Genomic DNA, 19,216 nt, shown 5'->3' with positions numbered 1-19,216 from the left:
AAGAGACAAAGCTTCGTCTGGACACAACAAAAAGAGGACGGTCATAAGCCGTCCCCTCTCCCTATTTTTATTTCCCGCCGAGACCGTAAGTCGACTGAGCGACATTGACCATCTCTTCTTCTGGCAAATCTCCGGCGATTGTAAATTCGACACCGTCCAGCTCCCATGTGAGCAGTCGTGTTTTTTCACCCGTTTGTGCCAGCACCCCGACTGTGAAGCCGAGATTGACAGGCATGCCTTGTTCATAAGATACGGAAGCTTCTGTCGGACGGGCTTCGATCAGCTTGTAGTTATACGCCCCTTTGTAGTTGAGGATGACTGTCCGCACGCCATCACGCGTCACTGGCTCGATATCGCCCTGCTTGACTCCCTCAGGCACGTAAGTCGGCACGATCACACCGAACTGGCTGTTCGGAAGCTTGGCGACCTGTCCGTTTGCGCCTGCCATCGTTGGAATTGCTGGCAAAGAGCTTGTGCTCATGTTGCGATCTCTGTCAAACGCATCCTTGTCAAAGGTAGGGTTGAACGAAAATTCGGTAAAGTCGATTCGCACCAGTGGCTTCATGCTCGAATCCATAATCTCCGCATGAGTTGGCTTGAAGTCTTCTGTCAGCCAAATCTTTTGCTTGGTGAGCGAGCGATTGCCGCTGTAGTTTGCTTTCACTTCAAAGACGTACTGCTTTTCCTCCATCTTCATTTGACGCTCCGCATCGTCAATAATGCTCTTCGCCAGCGTCTCATACAAATAGAGTGGGCCATTGTTCTCCGGCCAACCGCTCTGGAAGCGGAAGCTTTTGTTCAGGTGTGGAGTCAGGACAAAAACTCCTTCGTTATTGCGCAGAATGATCTGGGTAATTCCACGCTGCTTGGAGGTGAGCGCCACCCGATAATTCGTGGGCTTCTCATACCAGACCTGGACGTCATACTCCATAGGTGTAGAGCCCGTCTGCATAGTCAAAACCGCCTGAGACTTGTATCCGCTCATTTTCCCCAGTGCTCCGTTCAGGTCACTCACCACATCTTCTGGTGTTTTCTGACCGAAGCAACCGCCGAGCATCAACGTAAAGACCAACAATAACACCAGTGGTAAAGCTGCCCTTTTCATTCAATGAACTCCTCCTTGTCAACTTTTTCGACAAAGAAGGGCACCCCTGTCTATTTCCTGGGAAATCTGTCAGTCTTTCGCCTCTTGCAGCGCTCATCGTGTCAAAAAGCTGTACGGGGTACAAAGGACGCGATATCGCTTGATCGGCTGAAGACTTACCCTTCCTGTGTCAGAGCAGGTAGTCCCTCCTGATCTACGCGATATAAATGTATGTCCATCCTCGTCCCAATATGCAGACAAGTTTACAGCTCTTCCACAACCACCTGTGCCATAGCGTGCGTCTGACTGTGCGAAATGCTTACGTGTACACGAATGCGCGCCGGTTCCAGCCCCAGTCGGGTCAGTACATCCGGATTGATCTGCATCAACGGCTTGCCCGTTTCGCTCGGAGTAATTGCCATATCGAGAAAGCTGAGTGCCTGTCCGATCCCCGTCCCGAGTGCTTTTGCCCCGGCTTCTTTTGCCGCGAACCTGCCAGCCACCATCTCCGCCTGCCTGTGCGCCGATTTTCCCGTCAGCAGCAGCTTTTCTTCATCGGTGAGAAAACGGTTGATCGCATTTTCCCTTCGCCCGATCAATGTTGCAACTCGTTCAATCTCTACTATATCCACGCCAATACCGACAATCATGGGCAAAAGCCCTCCCAGCTTGTAGATTCTGCTGTCACAGTACCATCCTCTCCGCCCTTTTTGCAAGCCAAACGAAAAAACCCCCGCAAGATGCGAGGGTTGTTGTTGTCTACAGCTACTACTCAGTAGCTTGACCTGCTTGTTGGCCGGATTTTTGAGCGGATTGTTGGTTTTGACGACGAACTTCCGCTACGTTTGTTTCGCTAGCAAATTCAGTAGCAGTGTTTTGCGCCTGAGCCGCTTGGTTAGCTTTGTTCATTCCTGCTTGCTTGTTTTGTTTAGGCATCGTTCCATTCACCTCCTCGACGTCACTGAATATAATTTGTACCGCCCCCCTCACTCATATCCATCCTAATTTTTCCAGACCGTACAAACTCGCTCCGATTGCTTCTGTCCTGTTTTCACCAGCGAACCGGGGTATCCTATAAGTGCAATACCGCGCAGGAAATCCGTAAGCAAGCGCGAATTAAGTGATCGACTACCACTTGAGAGGAGCGTTTTACATGGCTCAAACCGTTATTGTTTACACCCAGACGACATGCGGCCCTTGCCAGGAAGAAAAAATGTGGCTGACATCCCAAAACATCGCTTTTGAAGATAGAGATATCCGCAAAAACGACGCCTTTTTCCAGGAAGCCATCAACCTCGGAGCCAGCATGACTCCCGTTACTTTCATCGAAAAGGAAGGCGGCGAACAGTTTGTCATCCACGGCTTCGACAAGGAAGAATTAAAAAAAGCGCTGGATCTCATCTGATCCAACGCTTCCTAAGACTGATCAGCCGAACGAAGGTTCATCGGCTGATTTTTGTTTGACAATCGGTGACATATCTGGCAAGTGAGACAAAATTTGCTTAACGGCAGGAGAGCATTCTGTATTAACAGAGTAAAATACCCATGGTCCCTTGCGACGCTCTTTGACCAAACCATGTGTCTTTAGCTTAGCTAAGTGCTGGGAAACAGAGGGTTGGGAAGTTTGCAGAATCTCCACGAGATCACGGACACACAGTGATTGGACTTGCAAAAGAGCCATGATCGTCAAGCGCGTCTTGTCACCAAGCAGCTTGTAAACTTCGGATAAAAACAATACCTGCATCAAATCCGTTTCCATACGAACCCACCTTTGCCTTGCATATCTGTTTCCCAGTATACTATATGGCTTATATGATGGGGAAGATATGAACGTAAAAGTTCCTTGAACACTTCTTAAACATCTCGCTGCTGCATCGCTTCGATCAGCTTGTCCGCTGTGCGCGCAGCCAGCGCCATTACTGTGTTTGTCGGGTTGCTGCCACTCGATGTAACGAATGTGGAAGCACCCGCTATGAAAAGATTGGGAATGTCATGAGATTGCCCAAACTCGTTCACAACCGACTGCTCGGGGTTATTCCCCATTCGGCAGCCCCCCATCAAATGAGCGGTATCCGAGACGACATGCTCCGGCTTTCCGCCCATCGCTTCCATGATCCGGTTCATCTGCCCGATGGCATGCTGGTACAGCTTGCGGTCGTTTTCCTGATAGCTGAAAGTGACTTTCGGTATCGGCATCCCGTTTTCATCTTTTTCCCCGCTAAGCGTAACGGCATTGTCAGGATGAGGGAGCACTTCCCCTACCAGCGTAATTCGCGCATACATGTTGTAGTCAAGCATCGTTTCCCGCAGTTGTTTGCCCCACAAAAAGGTTTTGTCTTCCCGCTCCGTCGCGATTGCTCCCGCCATGCCGACTGGTCTTGATCCATGCGCACTCAGCGTGTACCCTCTGGCGAAGCCGCGCTCCCGCTCCGTCTCATAAAAGTGCTGGGTCAAGGCAAGCACTGGCGTTCCTTTGTACAGGCGCACTTCTTCCGGGAGCCGCCCGTAGACGTCATGACTTGAATGAGGCATGATCGCTTTGCCTACCCAGCCGCTGGAATTGGCCAATCCTTGGGGGAACCGCGATGTCGCCGAGTTCAACAGCAAGCGTGGCGTTTCCACAACAAAACCGGCGAGAATAACGACCCGCGCCATCTGCCGATGCATCAGCCCCTGATGGGAAAACAACACTCCGCTGACTCGGTCGCCCGCCATCAATATTTCCGTGACCGTGCAGTCAGACAATACTTCCGCTCCTTCTGCGATCGCCTTTGGAATATGATGAATCAGACCACTGTACTTGGCATTCGGCATACAGCCCTGGTTGCAAAAGCCGCGGTTGATACAGGGCGGCCGGCCGTCAAACGGAGCCGATAAAATCGCGAGGGGGGCAACTACGCTTTCGATCCCCAGCTTGTCGCAGCCTTCCCGGAACAATTGGGCGTTGGCGCTGATCGGTTCGCGAACCGGGTAAGGATACGGCCCCTGAAAAGCTCCCCACGGAAAATGATGCGGGCCTGACACGGCAATTTCCCGCTCGATCTTGTCGTAATACGGAGCCAGGTCATGATAGGTGATCGGCCAGTCTTCCCCGACCCCATCTGCTGTCCGGGTCATAAAATCGCTTTCGTGAAATCGTAAAAATACCCCTGTAAAATGAACGGTGCCTCCGCCGATTCCCCGCCCGGAGTTGTTATGACCCAGCCGCAAAGGGTCGTTTCCCGCAACCAGCCTCGTCTCCTGCCAGGCAAGCCGCTGCATGCTCAACTCGTCGCTGGCAAAGTCGCGCTGCGGGTCCCAGAACGGCCCTGCTTCCAGCACGACCACGCGCAGTCCTGCTTTCGCCAATTCGTACGCCAGCACTCCTCCTGCCGCGCCTGCTCCGACGATGCATACATCTGCTTCTTCCGCGTATTTTCGTACCAGGCCATCCTGGGAGGAACGTGCCCGATCCGCTTCGTTGGGATGCCGCTTCTCGTCGTTATTCGCCATTTGCCTTCGCCTCCCATGGGTCTGTCAATCCTTTTTCCACCCGCACATAACCGCGAGGATAAGCTGGCCCGCCGTAACCGATATCCGACCAGACGAGCGGGTGCGAATAATAGGCTTGCACGGTATCGTGCAGCAGCTTTTTGAAAAAATCGACGGCCGCAGCATGCGTCCACGCCTCTTGCTCCTTCACGCTGCCGCCAGAAATCCGCTTCAACACCTGCTCCTGATCGCCAGCGGAGAGCGCGCCAAACTCGCAACCGAACTCTGCGTGACTCTCAGCTTCCACACCTGCCAGGCCGAGACGATACAGCTGTTTTTTCTCCGGAACACCGACCTTGCGCTGCGATTCTCCGACGGGACTCGCGAGCGACTCATCGATATGCGCCACGACAAAAGTCAGCACCTCCAGCCTGTGGTCATCTACAAGCACACTCACAATCGCTTGCAGCAAAAGGGCCTCGGCAGGCAGCAAGTAGCTGTGGGCGACCTGCGGCATTTTCCTGGCTCCAACAATTTGTCGCGTGTGAACATCCCAATTGGCGTGCTCTTCCCACACATCATAGGCAGGGTAACGTCTGTGCTTTGCCATCTGCCCTCACCCCCAGAACAGGGCCAATAGCCCCAAAGCAGAAATCGCCGTAATGAGCAGAGGAAGAATAACCGGAGGGCCGACCAAAAAATTTTGCGATTGCGAAAATCCGCCTACGCGCTGTTTGACTCCTGCGGCGTGCAGATAAGCCCCGTACACGCCTCCCCCCATGCCGACGAACATCATCAAGGCAAACACCCACCTGAGCCATCCTGCATTCACGAACGACAACACAATAGCGGCAACCGCAAAAATCGGCAGTTCAATCACAGGCACCCACATCGCCCAATGCCGAAAGTTTTGTCTGGAATGAAACAGAGTGACTTGAACGGCAATCAAAATGAACGACAGTCCCGCAAACAAAATAAGCACACGCTCGATCGGCCAGCCCTGCCACATGGAAACATCCTCCTTTTGCTGTATGTTGCGCCTATTTTTCCCTTTGCTTCTGCTGTCCTATTCGAGTAAAAAAGCTATTTTCGGAAAACACCCCTCTTCGCGTCCATAAAAAAACAAGCCTGCTGGTCCAATCGTCAGCAGACTTGCTTTATCCGTTTCTTTTAAAGGATCAGTGTCAGGTACAACCCGAGCAAAGTAATGATGAGAGTCGGCACCGTCAGCACAACCCCTGTGCGAAAATATTGACCCCACGTAATTTTCACGCCTTTGCGGCCCAGTACGTGCAGCCACAGCAAAGTGGCGAGCGAGCCAATCGGCGTTATTTTGGGTCCGAGATCGCTCCCGATGACGTTGGCGTAGATCATCGCTTCGCGGAAGACGCCTTCTGCTTGCGTGCTGCCAATCGCCAAAGCGTTGAACATGACGGTCGGCAAGTTGTTCATGATCGAAGACAAAATGGCGGAAATCAGCCCTGTGCCTAGCGTGGTTGCAAGCAAGCCGCAATCCATGAGCGCTACGAGCGCCGCTTTCACCAAATCCGTAAGCTGCGCATTGTGCAGCCCCCAGACCACCACATACATGCCGATGGAAAAAATGACGACCACCCACGGCGCTTCCTTCATGATCCTGCCCATGGCAATCGCCTTGCTTTTTCGCGAAACGAGGCAAAACACGAGAGCGGCGAGCGCGATGATGAACGAAACAGGCACATGGATCGACTCGCTTAGAAAAAAGCCGAGCAACAGCACGCCGAGAATCGGCCACGCCAGGCGAAACAGTCGCTGGTCGCGAATAGCCTCTCCCGGCCGCCGAAGCTGGGACAAATCTACGTGACGCGGGATGCTTTTGCGATAGTACAGTAACAAAACCAGCAGGCTGCCGCCGACAGAAAACAAGGTGGGCAAAACCATTTTCAGCGCGTATTCGGCAAAGCCGATGTCGAAATAGTCAGCGGAAACGATGTTGACCAGGTTGCTGACCACAAAAGGCAAGGAACTCGTATCAGCGATGAAGCCGCTCGCCATGACAAATGCCAAAACCATCCCGCCGTCGAGCTTCAGTGCGCGAACCTGGGCGAGTACGATCGGCGTCAGGATCAGCGCTGTTCCGTCATTCGTAAACAAAGCAGACACCAGCGTCCCGAGCAAAATGACGTAGGTGAACATCAAGCGGCCATTTCCTTTTGCCAATCGCGCCATATGCAGGGCGGCCCATTCAAAAAAGCCGATCTCATCCAAAATGAGCGAAATGATGATAATGCCAACCAGGGCAAACGTGGCATTCCAGACGATCGACGTCACTTCCGCCACATCAGCGAGTGACACTACCCCTGTCACAAGAGCCAACACAGCTCCCCCTACCGCCGGATAGCCGATCGACAAACCTTTTGGCTGCCAAATAACCAATGTCAGCGTAACGATAAAAATCAACAATGAAATCCAGACCACCGCGTATGTCTCCCCTCCACGCCAAAAAGAGCGAACCCGCAATCGGTCCGCTCCTCTACCTTACTACAAACTTGCTTTATCCGAAACGGCCAGTAATGTAGTCCTCTGTCCGTTTGTCGCGCGGGTTTTGGAAAATCGTTGGCGTCTGGTCAAATTCCACAAGCTCCCCGTTGAGGAAGAACGCCGTTTTGTCAGAAATACGCGCTGCTTGCTGCATGTTATGCGTCACGATGACGATCGTATACGTATCTTTCAGCTCTTCCAGCAGCTCCTCGATTTTCGCCGTGGAGATCGGGTCCAGCGCAGAAGTAGGCTCATCCATCAAAATGACTTGCGGCTGGACAGCCAGCGCGCGTGCAATACAGAGACGTTGCTGTTGTCCGCCAGACAGTCCGGTAGCAGGCTTTTTCAACACGTCCTTGACTTCGTCCCACAAAGCAGCGGCCTTGAGACTGTTCTCCACGATCTCGTCGAGCTTGTGGCGATCCATCATGCCGTGAAGTCTCGGTCCGTAGGTGACATTGTCGTAAATGCTTTTCGGAAACGGATTCGGATGCTGGAACACCATTCCGATATTTTTACGCAACCGCTCGACTTCCACGCTGGAACTGTAAATGTCTTCATCAAACACCTTTACAACCCCGGTGATTTTGGTGTTCGGAACAGAGTCGTTCATCCGGTTCAACGTACGCAAAAACGTAGACTTCCCGCAGCCGGACGGCCCGATCAAAGCTGTAATGGAATTTGGCTCAACATCAAGATTTATATGATAGAGGGCTTGTTTGTTACCGTAGAAGAGATTTAACTCTCTTACCGAAATAACACTCATGCTTTCCTTCGCTCCTTCGCGGTTGTAGCATCTGATTACTCAACCACTATAGCTCGCCAATGTTATGCTTTGATGAGGACTATATTAAGTTTCCATAAAGTTTTAAAGCTAGGTAAAGTTATGGTAAATGTTTCTTGCAAACCATATACGCCCCCAATAGTACACCCTACAATAAAGCTGAACGTTTTGTCGAATAAGGGGAGAGCATGTAATGCCGAGAAAAAAACGTATATTGGGCAACGCGTCGTTTCATTACCGATCGATTTTTACCAGATTGTTTTTCGGGATTTTGACCATGGTAGTCAGCATGATGGCCATTGCCGCATTCTTTATCAGTTATCAATCGGAAAGCACACTCAATGAAAAAACGAAGCAGCAGCTCTTCGATGCATCCGGGTCTGCCTTGCAGGAAGTGAACAGCCGCGTACAGTCGATCATCACCGCTCTTTCCTCCTATGCTTCTACTTACAAAAACAGCAAAATCACAAACAGTCAGAGCTTCGGCATCTTTACCGACATGGTTAACAGCAATCCGACGATTTCGGAAATTCAGGTCGTTACAGCAGATGGGCGTTACTTGACCTTCCCAGGCTCCCCGCTGGACAGTTCTTATGATCCGCGGGCAGCAGACTGGTACAAAGGAGCGTGGGACAAACCAACCGCTTTTGTCTCGGACGTGTTTCAATTTTCCGCAACCGAGTTTCCCAAAATCGCCGTGTCGATGGCTTTGCGCAACGACGAGGAAGAACCTGTCGGGGTAGTCGTAGCGTTCGTCTCCGTGCCAAAGCTCAGCGAGTCGATTGGACAAATCAAGCTGGGAAATACCGGGTACGCGATGATTGTCGATCAGCAAGGGAAGCTGCTCGCTCACCCGGATAAAACGTACGCCTTGCAGCGCCCCCTGCTCACGGAGCTGCCCGTCGTCTCCAATGTGATCGCAGGCAAGTCAGGCTTTGATTCGTTCCATATAAACGGCATGGATGCGTTCGCCGCCTACAAGTTCGACCCGGCGCTCAAATGGGGAATGATCGTCGTTCAATCCGTATCAGAGGTCAAGCAGGAGGTCCGCCGCTTGCAGCTGACGATTCTGGTCGTCTCGCTCGTCGGTCTGATTTCACTGGCTTTGCTGCTCTATTTGTACGTTCGCAAAATTATCAAGCCCGTCAAAGAAGTCCAGCAAAAAATGACGGCTTTCAGCGAAGGCGACTTGTTCCAGACGATGCACGTCCAAACCAATGATGAAATCAGACAGCTCGCCGACAGCTTCAACCGGATGAGCGGACAGATCAGAACGATCATCGGCAAAATCCAGTACGTCATTTCCGATGTCAAACAGGTGGCCGAGCATGTCGGAACAGGCTCGCGCCACTCCCACGCCATGCAGACAGAGGTCGTCTCCGTCACGGAGCGACTCGCCCTGGAAATGGACAACCAGCAAGCCCAAATCGATGATATTCACCAAACTATGGCAGACATCACGCAAGAGTTGGGCCGCGTCACCCAATCGATGGAAACAGCGATCATGCAAAATCAGAAATCGCGGGAACAAAGCGCCAAAGCCGCAACCTCAATCGCCCTGTTAAAAGACAACATGCAAAAAATCTCGACGGATATGAAAGCATCCCTTCAGGCGATGGGTTCGATGCGAGAAAGCATGGATGACATTCGGGACATTCTCGGCTGGATTTCCTCCATCTCGCAGCGCACCAGACTGTTGTCTTTCAACGCCCGGATTGAAGCATCGCGAGCTGGTCAGGCTGGACTCGGCTTCGGCATCGTGGCTGACGAAATCCGCCTGTTGTCGGAGCAAACCGAGGAGGCCACTACTCGCATCCAACACGTCATCACGTCCGGCGAGAACCGGATGGAGCGCGTAGAGGCTTGTCTGGCAACTACCGATCACGCGACCGTCGACGGGATTCACACATTGCATCAGGCGACAGATATTTTCCAGCAGACGATCTCGATCAGCGAAGTTTTGACGACGCAGTTTGAAGCGATCAGGCAGTTGGCCGAAACGATCTCCAGTCAAAGCCAGGTCATTTTCCGGCGCGTCGACAGCCTCGCGGATTCCGCTCAGGAAGTGGTTGCCGGCACCCAGCAAGCGGTCGCCGCCAATCAGGAAAGTCTCTCGCTGTCTGAGCAGTTCCTGCACGATTCAGAGCGACTCGCTGGCATCGTAGAAGATTTGGAGCACGAAATCCGGTTTTTCCGGGCAGTAGAAAAGCCTTCTGCGTAGAAGGCTTTTTCTGTTGCTTGTTTTGCTGTCTAGCCGACTCGTCGCACGGCGCAGCAGTCATCAACGCTTGGGGAGTCATGCTGCATTTCGTGGCTCTGGCTCCGGCGTTGCCCTTGCCCTTGCCCTTGCCCTTGCCCCGAGACTGTACAAGAAAAGGCCCTCCTGCGCAAGCTTGCTGCCAGGAGAGCCTTTTCCTTTTCCTTCGCGATTCAGCCAAAGCGACCGCTGATGTACGCCTCTGTCTTGTCGTTTTCTGGCGAGGTGAAAATTTTTCCCGTTTCATCCATCTCGACCAGTTCGCCGAGCAAAAAGAACGCCGTCTTATCCGAGATGCGCGCCGCCTGGTGCAAGTTGTGCGTCACGATCACAATTGTGTATTCTTCCTTCAGTTGCATGACCAGCTCTTCGATTTTCATCGTAGAAATCGGGTCGAGCGCAGAAGCCGGCTCATCCAGCAGCAAAATGGTCGGCTGCATGGCAATGGCGCGTGCGATGCACAGACGCTGCTGCTGTCCGCCTGACAGAGACAGGGCGGAATCGCGCAGACGGTCTTTTACTTCGTCCCACAAAGCCGCTTTGCGCAAGCTCGTCTCCACCAATTCGTCCAGCTTGCGACGATCCGTCAATCCGTGAAAACGCGGGGCGAACGCGATATTTTCATAGATCGATTTGAAAAAAGGGTTGGCCCTCTGGAACACCATTCCGACGACCTGGCGCAAGCTCTCGATGTTGACTTCCTCACTGTTGATGTTGATTCCATCCACGACAATCGAGCCTGTCACGCGGCACGAAGGAACGAGGTCGTTCATCCTGTTCAGGCTGCGCAAAAGCGTCGATTTTCCACAGCCGGACGGCCCGATAAAAGCCGTCACCGAGTTGCGCTCGACTTCCATCGAGATATTTTTGACGGCTTGCTTCTCGCCGTAATAAACCGAGACATTGTTTGTCGAAATAATCGTATCCTGCATGGTGAGTATGGACATCCCCGTCATCTCTCCTTAGTTGGACCCTGAAGTCATCTTTTTGTACACCCAAGTACCAAACCAACGGGCCGAGAGGTTAAAGAGCAACACAGCAATGATCAGAACAGCTGCCGCACCGTCTGCCACATCGCGGGCGTCTGGCGTCAGCCCCTCGCTGTTTACTTTCCAAATATGCACGGCCAATGTTTCAGCCGGGCGGAACGGATTCAGCGGAGAGGTCGGGCTGTTCAAGGAGAAATCAGCAAAGTTCAGGTTCGGCGAAGACATCCCTGCCGTGAACAAGAGCGCAGCCGCTTCCCCGAAGACGCGGCCGGAAGCGAGGATCGCCCCGGTGAGAATGCCCGGGAGCGCTGCCGGAAGAATGACGGAAACGATCGTCCGCCATTTGGTGATGCCAAGCGCCAGGCTTGCTTCTTTTTGACTGCGCGGCACGTTGCGCAGCGCATCCTCTGTTACGCGTACGAGCAACGGAAGGTTGAAAACGGTCAAAGCCAGGGCACCGGAGAACAAGGTATACCCCCAGCCCGTCATGTTTACGAAGACGAGCAAACCAAACAGACCAACAACGATAGACGGCAACGAAGAAAGCACTTCTATACTCATGCGGATAAACTGTGTGAACTTGTTATCCGGCGCATATTCAGCCATATAAATTCCTGCTCCGATGCCAAGCGGCAAAGCAATCAGCATGGTCAGAACCAGCAAGTAAAACGAGTTGAACAGCTGCGGTCCGATCCCGCCTCCTGCGTTGACGATATCAGGCGGAGAAGTCAAAAAGTCCAGGTTCAGCTTATGCCAGCCTTGCGTCAAAATAAAGCCGAGCAAGCCGATAAGCGTACCGATAATCAAAGCGGCAATCAGAGTCAGCACAACAGTCGCAATACGGTCCATCAATCTCGCTCTCATTTACTTCACCAGCCTTTTTCTGCCCAAAAAGCGCAAGATCATAATGAAAACGAACGACATCAGAAGCAGCAGAAGAGCCATGGACCAGAGCGCATTGTTGTAAGGCGTTCCCTGAATCGTATTTCCCATGTTAAGCGTAATTCCGCTCGTCAGCGTGCTGATTGGATCAAGCAAGCTGCCTGGAAGCTTCGTCGTGTTACCGATCACCATTTGTACCGCAAGCGCTTCGCCAAATGCGCGCGCCATCCCCAATACGACCGCCGTCAAGCAACCCGGCAGGGAAGAATGCAGCACGACATTCCAAATCGTCTGCCAACGCGTCGCACCCAGAGCAAGCGATGCGTTCCGCAAATCTTGAGGCACAGCCTCGATCGCATCTGTCGCCACACTGGTGATCGTAGGCAAGATCATCAAAGCGAGTACGAGTCCCCCAGCCAACAGACTGAAGCCCAACACATCGAACTGTTCGCGAATAAACGGAACCAACAAAGTAAGACCTACATATCCGTATACAACGGATGGAATCCCAACCAAAAGCTCAATAACTGGTTTCAACACTTTTTTCCCGAAGCCCGGGAATATTTCCGTCATGAAAATCGCTGCGCCAATTCCGAGCGGTGCCGCGATCAATGCAGCGAGAGCCGTTACCAAAAACGATCCGAGGATGAAAGGAAACACACCGTAGAGTGCAGGCTCGCCCTCTGGGTCCCATTTCACCTGAGTCAAAAATTCACTGATACTGACACCGTCAACAAAAAAGGTGGACAACCCTTTGGAAGCGATGAAGTACGTAATCGACAAGACGACGATGACCAGCAAAGCCGCACATACCATGGCGATTGTTCGCCCGGTCATATTCTCTGTAAATTGGCGTTTATTGTATGTCAGCATTTTTCGCGCAATCAGTGATTGGCGATTTGTCCCTACCCCTTCAATACGATGGTTCATGTTCTCCCTCCTAGAAAGAAAACGGCTTTCGAGCAAGCAAAATGAGGGGTAAGGCCCCCCCACCCCTCTATTTTGCTGTTGACCCGTGAGTGTCTTATTTTTGCGTTACTTTGCCTTCTGCATCACGTTCTACTTTCATGTCTGTGATTGGCAGGAAGCCCAGTTCAGTAATAGTTTTCTTTTGTACTTCTTCAGACAGGATGAACTCCAGGAAAGCTTTTGCGTTGCCAGTTGGCTCGCCTTTTGTATACATGTGCTCATATGCCCACACTGGGTATTTGTTCGATGCAATGTTTTCTGCGTTTGCTTCTACATCGTCGAGTTTCAATGCTTTTACGGAGTCATTGAAGTAGGACAGAGCCAGGTAGCCGATTGCGCCAGGAGTTTCCGCGATGATTTTGCGAACGGTACCCGAGGAATCCTCTGTGATGCCTTCTGCTTCTTCTTTTCCGTCCAGTGCGAATTTGCTGAATGTTGCACGGGTTCCGGAAGACTTCGGACGGTTTACCAGCGTGATCTTCATATCGTCGCCGCCAACATCTTTCCAGTTGGTGATTTTGCCAGTGAAGATGTCGATCAGTTGTTGCTTGGTCAGGTTGTCTACTTTTACTTTCGGGCTAACCGCTGCTGCCATACCAACAACTGCTACTCTATGGTCAACCAGTTCGTTTGCCGGAATGCCTTTTTTCTCTTCTGCGAAGATGTCGGAGTTACCGATTGTTGCTGCGCCGCTTGCTACTTGGCTCAGACCTGTACCGCTTCCTCCGCCTTGAACTTGGATTTGCACACCTTGATTTTTTGCCATAAAGTCTTTGGCCGTTTGCTCGACCAGAGGCTGCAAAGCGGTAGAACCAACTGCAGTGATCGGTTCACCCGATGTAGTTGTTGTCGAACCAGAGTTGTTTTGTTCCGGAGCCGGAGTAGCTGGTTGCTGCGCCGGTTGTTGCGCTGGTTGCTGTGGTGCTGGAGCCGCATTGTTGCTTCCACAACCTGCGAGCAATGCTCCTACAAATGTCAGCGCCATTAACATTTTGCTGAGTTTTTTCATTGGATGAAAATCCTCCTTAAAAGGTTCGGTTTGTTTTTTCTCTCTTACAAGTACAAACTATACAGGTCGAATGTTGTAGGATTGTGATGCCATTGTTAAGCTTTTTTAAAGATGGTCGGGCAAATGTATAAAAGGCGGCACATCCTGTTCAATCAGGTTGTGCCGCCTTTCGCTTGCGGTTAACTATTTATTTGTTGCGGGTCAAAGGCTGCGATATATCGACATGCCCCATCAACGATTCCGTTTTCTTGCCGTCTTCCAGGATGACGATTTGTTTTACTTCCGGGAATTGAAAAAAGGTTTCTTTCAGCGAGTCCACTGCCATTCCTTCGCCGCTGGAACCGAGGTTGTACTGGTTTTTGCTATCCGCATCAATCGTCAACGTGCCGTCAGCAAACGTCAACGAATGGTACTGGAAGTCTTTCCAGAGCGGAAAATGAGCATCTGCCTTCACTGGCTTCCCCAGCAGCGCGAGTGTTTTCTTGTACTTCTCGATGTCTTCTGCAAACGAGATTTCCTGTTCTTCTTTTTGCAGTTCCATCAGATCGCTGTCGGAGTAGTAGACGGTCACGAGCTGTTTTTTCAGTGTCGGCTCTGTAGTCGATGGGTCTGTTTTATTGCCGGATGGCTGTTCAACAGGTGTTGTCGGCTGCGGTGCAGGCGTTGCATTTTGTCCGCAACCAGCCAGAAGCAACACAGCAAAAGCTGCCACCCCGATCATCAGACTTTTTTTCATCGTGAAAGCCTCCCTTACTGATAAGACTGATAGTATTCACGAATAGCCGCAGCAAGGGCTTTCGCGATTTTGTCCTGAAATTCCGATGAGGTAAGCAACGCATTCTCTTGCGGGTTGGACAGGAAGCCTGTCTCTGTCAGGACAGCCGGCATTTTGGTGTTTTTGATGACGTAAAAGCCGCTTGCCTTGACGCCCCGATCCGGGAACTGCGTAGCACCTTGCAAATACTTGTGAACGACTTGCGCAAATGTTTTGCTGTTTGCATTGTAATAGAACGTTTCCGTTCCGCCTGTCGTCGGTTTCGGGAATGCGTTGGCGTGAATGGACAGGAACAGATCCGCATCCATCTCGTTGGCAATCGCCACCCGCTCTGACAGCTCATAGAATACATCTGTCGTACGCACCGGAACTACCTGAAACTCCGGATATTGTTTCAACAAGGCTATTAGCTTGTTTGCGACAGCCAGATTGTAATCTTTTTCGTGGTTGCCTGCCACGCCCAACGTTCCAGGGTCTTTTCCCCCATGACCAGCATCGACTACGATGAGGTAGCCTGTCTTTTTAGGTTTTGGGGTAAGCTTCACTTCGATACCGTCTTTCGTATACGCCAGATTATACGCGCTCTTCTGGTTCAACTCAATGACGACGCGAACCGTCTCGGGAGAAGCACTGTACTGACTGTAGCGAAGGCTGGCGATGAGCGGCTCTTCCTCCGGCACACTCGCAGCTGCCTGCTGCTCATCGTTATAAGAATCGGAGTCTTCTGCACTCTGTTCGTCCTCGTCATCTGCGGAAGCAGCCTGCTGGCGATCCTCAGACTCTCCCGTGCTCGCTGCTTGTTCCTTTTGCTTCAACTCTTCCACCAAATCATCTGTCAAAGCCGTTTGGGGAAGATCCAGCACAATGCGATGGGGGCCTGTCAGTACAAAAGCGTTCGCCTGTACAGGCAGCTTCATATTAATATGTACGCGATCCCCATCTTGCTCAACACCTGTCAGATGATTAAGTCTTTCAATCTCGACCAAGTTCTTTTTCTGGTTCCAGTCAATCGACCCGCCCAGTTCGTCTTCCACTTGCTTCAACGGGAGAACCAGCTGGCTGTCGATCGTCATGCCGCGCTCTGGGCGACTCCAGGCAAAGCCTTTTTGCCCGACTTGTTCTGCCACTGCATCGGCAGCCACATACATCGTGTCAGACACCTGGTACAGCTTGATCGCTTTTTCAGGAGCGCGTCCGTTCAATGTCACTTGCGGCGTCTCATTGGCAATGACGGTACGGGAACTGCTGTCCCAACCTACTGTGATTCCAAGCGATTCCCCGACAAATCGCAAAGGCAGCAGCATGCGTTTCTGGGAAATGACAGGGGCTGTATCCAGCTTGACCTGCTTTCCGTTCAGTTGCGCTGTGCGCGAGTCCAACGTGAGGGAAAGCTGCTGAGATCCCTTCGTAATAACAGCTGTCCGGGTCGCTTCATTCCAGGCGACATCTGCGCCCAGACCTTCTGCGATGACACGGACGGGAACCAATGTCCGCCCGCTTTTGATCAATGGCGGTACATCCGGGGTAACTGCTTGTCCACCAATCATTAAGCTGACAGTCTCCTCAGTTGCACTACTTGCCGCAGCCGCCCAACCGGGGATAAGCAGCAGGACCAGCAGCAGCGCCAGAAGCAGAGGGTAAAATCGTCTTTTCATCCTGACCTCCTCCGTGATGTCTGATTTGTTATGTGGCGTTAGCCCATTGTGCAACGTTCACCATTCTATTAGACGCTAGTGAATCTGTAAAGTTTATAGTCTTTTCGTACCAAAAAGACAAAAGACTGCTCTTTTTTGACAAAGAGGCAGTCTTTTGAAAGAGAATCGTGTCTGATCCTGCTTGTTCTATCGAAGGAAGCGCGACAAGCCGCGCCTTTCTCTTCTGCTTACTTCCTGAACGGGTCCCTGCCCTTTCAGCATATTCAAGCCCCCGCTGGCAATAAACTGCTGAATCATGGACATGACAGCCGGATTTGACAGGACTTTGATTGAATCCGCTACTTTCGGGTTCTTCAGTTGGGGAATAGCCCCGCTCAAGTGCGGCAATAACGGCAGCAAATCTTCAATCGAGATCGCAGGCTTCGGTTTCTCCGGGGCGGACTGTACAGGAACCGGACGCTGGCGTCCACCGAACAAGATGCTACGCCGCGGTCCCAGACTGGGCGTAGCCTTCAGTCTTCCAAGCGTGTCCTTCATATCCTGCAACTCTTGCTTCATCTGGTTCATCTCGCGCATCACCTGGGCATTGCTCACATCATGCGCATCAGCCAGCCTGTGCATCGTCTCTAACAGTTGGCCCTGGGAGACGGCCTGCTTCTTTTTCCTTCGGGTCTTGGCAGCGATAATCCCACCTCCCTCCTAGATAAGCCCCCCCTTTATTTAAAGCGCTTTTTCAGGTTGTCGATGTCTTTGGAATTAACGCCTTTTTTGGACAGCTTATTCAGCAGGCTCCCGACGTTTTCGGTCTTGGACATTTGCCGAAACTGCGCCACATATCCGTTCAGTTCCTTGTCTGAGAAGTTTTTGCCCGCTTTTTTGCCCAAATCGCGAATGACCTCTTTCAAGCCTGCGTCCGTTTTCAGCTTGTCTTTGGGAATTGACCTTACAATGCTGAGCAATTTGCCAATATCCACAGCGATCCCCCCTGGTTGCAGTTTGTTCCTTTTTACTCTATGTAGCCAGGAGCACAATGGATTGGTCATTTGTCCATGCGTTGGAAAAAAAGAAAGAAGGGCATCAGCAGATTAAGGCTTGATATCTGCGTATTTGAAGTCGATCATTCCCAAGCCGTCCATAACCACTCCATCGACCTTTTTGCTTTGCAGCCAATTTTGTGAATAATAATAGATCGGCATGATCGGCATTTCGTCCATGAGGATTTGCTCGGCCTTGGCGAGAATCGCTTTGCGTTTTTGCGGGTCCTGCTCTTTTGCCGACTGGTTCAGCAGTTCTTTATACTGCGGATTTTCCCAACCAGTGTCATTGTTCCCGCCGTCTTTGTCCTTGAACATCTCCAAAAAGTTGATCGGATCGTTGAAGTCGGCGAGCCAGCCAAAGCGGGATATTTGATATTTGCTTTGGTGGACATCTTCCAGAAATTTTTTCCATTCGGTGTTTTCCAACTTCACCTCTACGCCAAGATTGTTTTTCCATTGATATTGGATCACTTCTGCAATTTTTTTATGACTTTGGGATGTGTTGTAGGAAATGGTGATGGGAGGGAGTTTGCTGATTCCTGCTTCTTTCATTCCTTCTTGGAGAAGCTGTTTCGCTGTTTCTATGTCATTGTCTTTGAAGTAACCCTCAGCTTTAAGCCCCATGCTCGACGGCACATAACCTGTGGCGGGAAGGACATTCATCCACATTGCTTCTATCAACCCCTGCCGATCCAGCGCATAAGCAAAAGCTTTACGGATTTTGACATTATGAAAAGGAGCTTGCTTGGTGTTGAAGCGATAAAAATAAGTGCCTGCTATCGCTTGAGTGTTAAGTATCGGAGGTGATCCCAAATCCAACTCGAGATCAAGTGGGATTTGGGACAAAGGAGCTCCTGCCCAATCTAGATCTCCGTTGCGAAACATCGTCAGCTCTACCAGTTCGTCTTCTATCATGGAAAAATGAATCTTGTCCAATTTTACGTTCCCTTTATCCCAGTAGTTCTGGTTTTTCGCCAGAATCATCTGGTGCTGGGGCTTCCAAGTCTCGATTTGAAAAGGGCCGTTCCCTACAATCGTTTTGGGGTCAAGCGCCCATCGTGCGTTTGCTTCCACTACTTTTTTATTTACGGGGTAATAGGTGTAGAAAGTTGTCAGTTCCGTGAAGAACGGGGCTGGAGCGGTTAGCTCCACGGCCAAGGTTGTCGCATCTATGGCTTTGACTCCTACTTCCTCCGCTTTTCCGTTACCTTGATTGTAAGCTTCCGCGCCTTTCAAATAGTATAGCTGGTAAGCATAACTCGATGCTGTCTCAGGGTTCAGCGCGCGTTTCCAAGCATATTCGAAGTCATGAGCAGTTACCGGATCGCCATTGCTCCACTTAGATGGACGGATTTTAAATGTATAGGTTTTGCCGTCAGCAGAAACCGTATAGCTTTCCGCTGCTGCTTCATGAATTTTTCCATCTTTGCCTACACGGGTCAATCCCTCGAAAATTGCCCTAGTTACTGCTCCTGACGTTGAATCTTCCGCGATCCCCGGGTCCACAGTCGGCGGGTTCGAGTTCATATTCATCCTGAGCACCTTCGGCTCCGCCGCTTGTCCGGCATCCGCATACCCTGCCAAGCTTCCCCCAACAATCAGCATTGCGCTTGTAACTGCTACTACGCTTTTTTTCACGATCAAAACTCCTTATTTTTTTATATGGACTTCTACCATCAGTATACAAGCGAGAGGGATTTTTTGGGTGATTTTTCTAATAAAAGGATTGCGCCATGCTCGCCGACCGCTTGCCGCAAAAAAAAGAAGAGAAGCGTTAAAAACGC

20 protein-coding genes are annotated in these 19,216 nt (G+C 51.3%); 2 read left to right on the top strand and 18 right to left on the bottom strand.

Features of this window, described 5'->3' with window-relative positions; genetic code table 11:
• Positions 1-67: 67 nt before the first annotated feature.
• From HP435_RS02990 to HP435_RS02980, 3 genes are all read right to left on the bottom strand, one after another.
• Positions 68-1,105 (bottom strand): outer membrane lipoprotein-sorting protein, encoded by a 1,038-nt coding sequence (locus HP435_RS02990; RefSeq protein ID WP_122966581.1) that lies wholly within the window; start codon positions 1,103-1,105, stop codon positions 68-70.
• 242 nt (positions 1,106-1,347) lie between these two features.
• Positions 1,348-1,734 carry a holo-ACP synthase gene (acpS, locus tag HP435_RS02985; protein ID WP_173599861.1) on the bottom strand — a complete coding sequence of 129 codons (387 nt, stop codon included), beginning with the start codon at positions 1,732-1,734 and terminating at the stop codon, positions 1,348-1,350.
• A 118-nt stretch (positions 1,735-1,852) separates the two neighbouring features.
• Entirely contained in the window at positions 1,853-2,020 is a 168-nt protein-coding gene (locus HP435_RS02980; RefSeq protein ID WP_063229453.1) for a gamma-type small acid-soluble spore protein, read from the bottom strand.
• A 217-nt stretch (positions 2,021-2,237) separates the two neighbouring features.
• Here HP435_RS02980 and HP435_RS02975 point away from each other — a divergent pair, with 217 nt between their 5' ends.
• Entirely contained in the window at positions 2,238-2,489 is a 252-nt protein-coding gene (locus HP435_RS02975) for a glutaredoxin family protein (RefSeq protein WP_122966583.1), read from the top strand.
• Positions 2,490-2,510: 21 nt separating this feature from the next.
• On the opposite strand, the gene HP435_RS02970 is transcribed toward HP435_RS02975, so the two are convergent.
• The 6 genes from HP435_RS02970 to pstB (HP435_RS02945) form a co-directional block, all read right to left on the bottom strand.
• Positions 2,511-2,843: an ArsR/SmtB family transcription factor gene (locus HP435_RS02970; RefSeq protein WP_063229451.1), complete on the bottom strand. Its 333-nt coding sequence runs from the start codon at positions 2,841-2,843 to the stop codon at positions 2,511-2,513.
• A 95-nt stretch (positions 2,844-2,938) separates the two neighbouring features.
• Positions 2,939-4,576 carry a GMC family oxidoreductase gene (locus HP435_RS02965; protein WP_229049803.1) on the bottom strand — a complete coding sequence of 546 codons (1,638 nt, stop codon included), beginning with the start codon at positions 4,574-4,576 and terminating at the stop codon, positions 2,939-2,941.
• On the bottom strand, positions 4,566-5,165 hold the full coding sequence (locus HP435_RS02960) for a gluconate 2-dehydrogenase subunit 3 family protein (protein WP_122966584.1): 600 nt from the start codon (positions 5,163-5,165) through the stop codon (positions 4,566-4,568). The genes HP435_RS02965 and HP435_RS02960 overlap by 11 nt, the downstream gene beginning before the upstream one ends.
• Before the next feature lie 6 nt (positions 5,166-5,171).
• On the bottom strand, positions 5,172-5,564 hold the full coding sequence (locus tag HP435_RS02955; protein ID WP_063229449.1) for a hypothetical protein: 393 nt from the start codon (positions 5,562-5,564) through the stop codon (positions 5,172-5,174).
• A 161-nt stretch (positions 5,565-5,725) separates the two neighbouring features.
• On the bottom strand, positions 5,726-7,012 hold the full coding sequence (locus tag HP435_RS02950) for an arsenic transporter (protein ID WP_173599862.1): 1,287 nt from the start codon (positions 7,010-7,012) through the stop codon (positions 5,726-5,728).
• Between the two features lie 76 nt (positions 7,013-7,088).
• Positions 7,089-7,841 (bottom strand): phosphate ABC transporter ATP-binding protein PstB, encoded by a 753-nt coding sequence (pstB, locus tag HP435_RS02945; protein WP_122966586.1) that lies wholly within the window; start codon positions 7,839-7,841, stop codon positions 7,089-7,091.
• A gap of 211 nt (positions 7,842-8,052) precedes the next feature.
• Here pstB (HP435_RS02945) and HP435_RS02940 point away from each other — a divergent pair, with 211 nt between their 5' ends.
• Positions 8,053-10,080, top strand: coding sequence for a methyl-accepting chemotaxis protein (locus HP435_RS02940; RefSeq protein WP_173598099.1), 2,028 nt, complete (start codon positions 8,053-8,055; stop codon positions 10,078-10,080).
• Between the two features lie 209 nt (positions 10,081-10,289).
• Here HP435_RS02940 and pstB (HP435_RS02935) read toward each other — a convergent pair whose 3' ends face one another.
• The 9 genes from pstB (HP435_RS02935) to HP435_RS02895 all read right to left on the bottom strand — a co-directional run bounded on the left by pstB (HP435_RS02935) (position 10,290) and on the right by HP435_RS02895 (position 19,070).
• Complete coding sequence (gene pstB, locus HP435_RS02935) at positions 10,290-11,063, bottom strand: phosphate ABC transporter ATP-binding protein PstB (RefSeq protein WP_063229446.1); 774 nt, start codon at positions 11,061-11,063, stop codon at positions 10,290-10,292.
• A 15-nt stretch (positions 11,064-11,078) separates the two neighbouring features.
• Positions 11,079-11,969 (bottom strand): phosphate ABC transporter permease PstA, encoded by an 891-nt coding sequence (gene pstA / locus HP435_RS02930; RefSeq protein ID WP_122966588.1) that lies wholly within the window; start codon positions 11,967-11,969, stop codon positions 11,079-11,081.
• Positions 11,970-12,917, bottom strand: coding sequence for a phosphate ABC transporter permease subunit PstC (pstC, locus tag HP435_RS02925; protein WP_122966589.1), 948 nt, complete (start codon positions 12,915-12,917; stop codon positions 11,970-11,972). It lies immediately after the preceding gene.
• 94 nt (positions 12,918-13,011) lie between these two features.
• Positions 13,012-13,965 (bottom strand): phosphate ABC transporter substrate-binding protein, encoded by a 954-nt coding sequence (locus HP435_RS02920; protein ID WP_122966590.1) that lies wholly within the window; start codon positions 13,963-13,965, stop codon positions 13,012-13,014.
• A 187-nt stretch (positions 13,966-14,152) separates the two neighbouring features.
• Positions 14,153-14,701: a GerMN domain-containing protein gene (locus tag HP435_RS02915; RefSeq protein ID WP_173599863.1), complete on the bottom strand. Its 549-nt coding sequence runs from the start codon at positions 14,699-14,701 to the stop codon at positions 14,153-14,155.
• Between the two features lie 14 nt (positions 14,702-14,715).
• Positions 14,716-16,395: an N-acetylmuramoyl-L-alanine amidase gene (locus tag HP435_RS02910; RefSeq protein ID WP_173599864.1), complete on the bottom strand. Its 1,680-nt coding sequence runs from the start codon at positions 16,393-16,395 to the stop codon at positions 14,716-14,718.
• Between the two features lie 186 nt (positions 16,396-16,581).
• Positions 16,582-16,962: a hypothetical protein gene (locus HP435_RS02905; RefSeq protein WP_229049802.1), complete on the bottom strand. Its 381-nt coding sequence runs from the start codon at positions 16,960-16,962 to the stop codon at positions 16,582-16,584.
• Between the two features lie 149 nt (positions 16,963-17,111).
• Entirely contained in the window at positions 17,112-17,369 is a 258-nt protein-coding gene (locus HP435_RS02900) for a hypothetical protein (RefSeq protein ID WP_063229439.1), read from the bottom strand.
• A 111-nt stretch (positions 17,370-17,480) separates the two neighbouring features.
• Positions 17,481-19,070, bottom strand: a complete 1,590-nt coding sequence (locus tag HP435_RS02895; RefSeq protein WP_173599865.1) for a peptide ABC transporter substrate-binding protein — start codon at positions 19,068-19,070, stop codon at positions 17,481-17,483.
• Positions 19,071-19,216: the final 146 nt, after the last annotated feature.

The organism is Brevibacillus sp. HD3.3A (assembly GCF_013284375.2).
GTDB lineage: Bacteria > Bacillota > Bacilli > Brevibacillales > Brevibacillaceae > Brevibacillus > Brevibacillus parabrevis.
The sequence above is the reverse complement of the archived record's forward strand: the minus strand, read 5'-3'. Positions and strand labels throughout refer to the sequence as shown.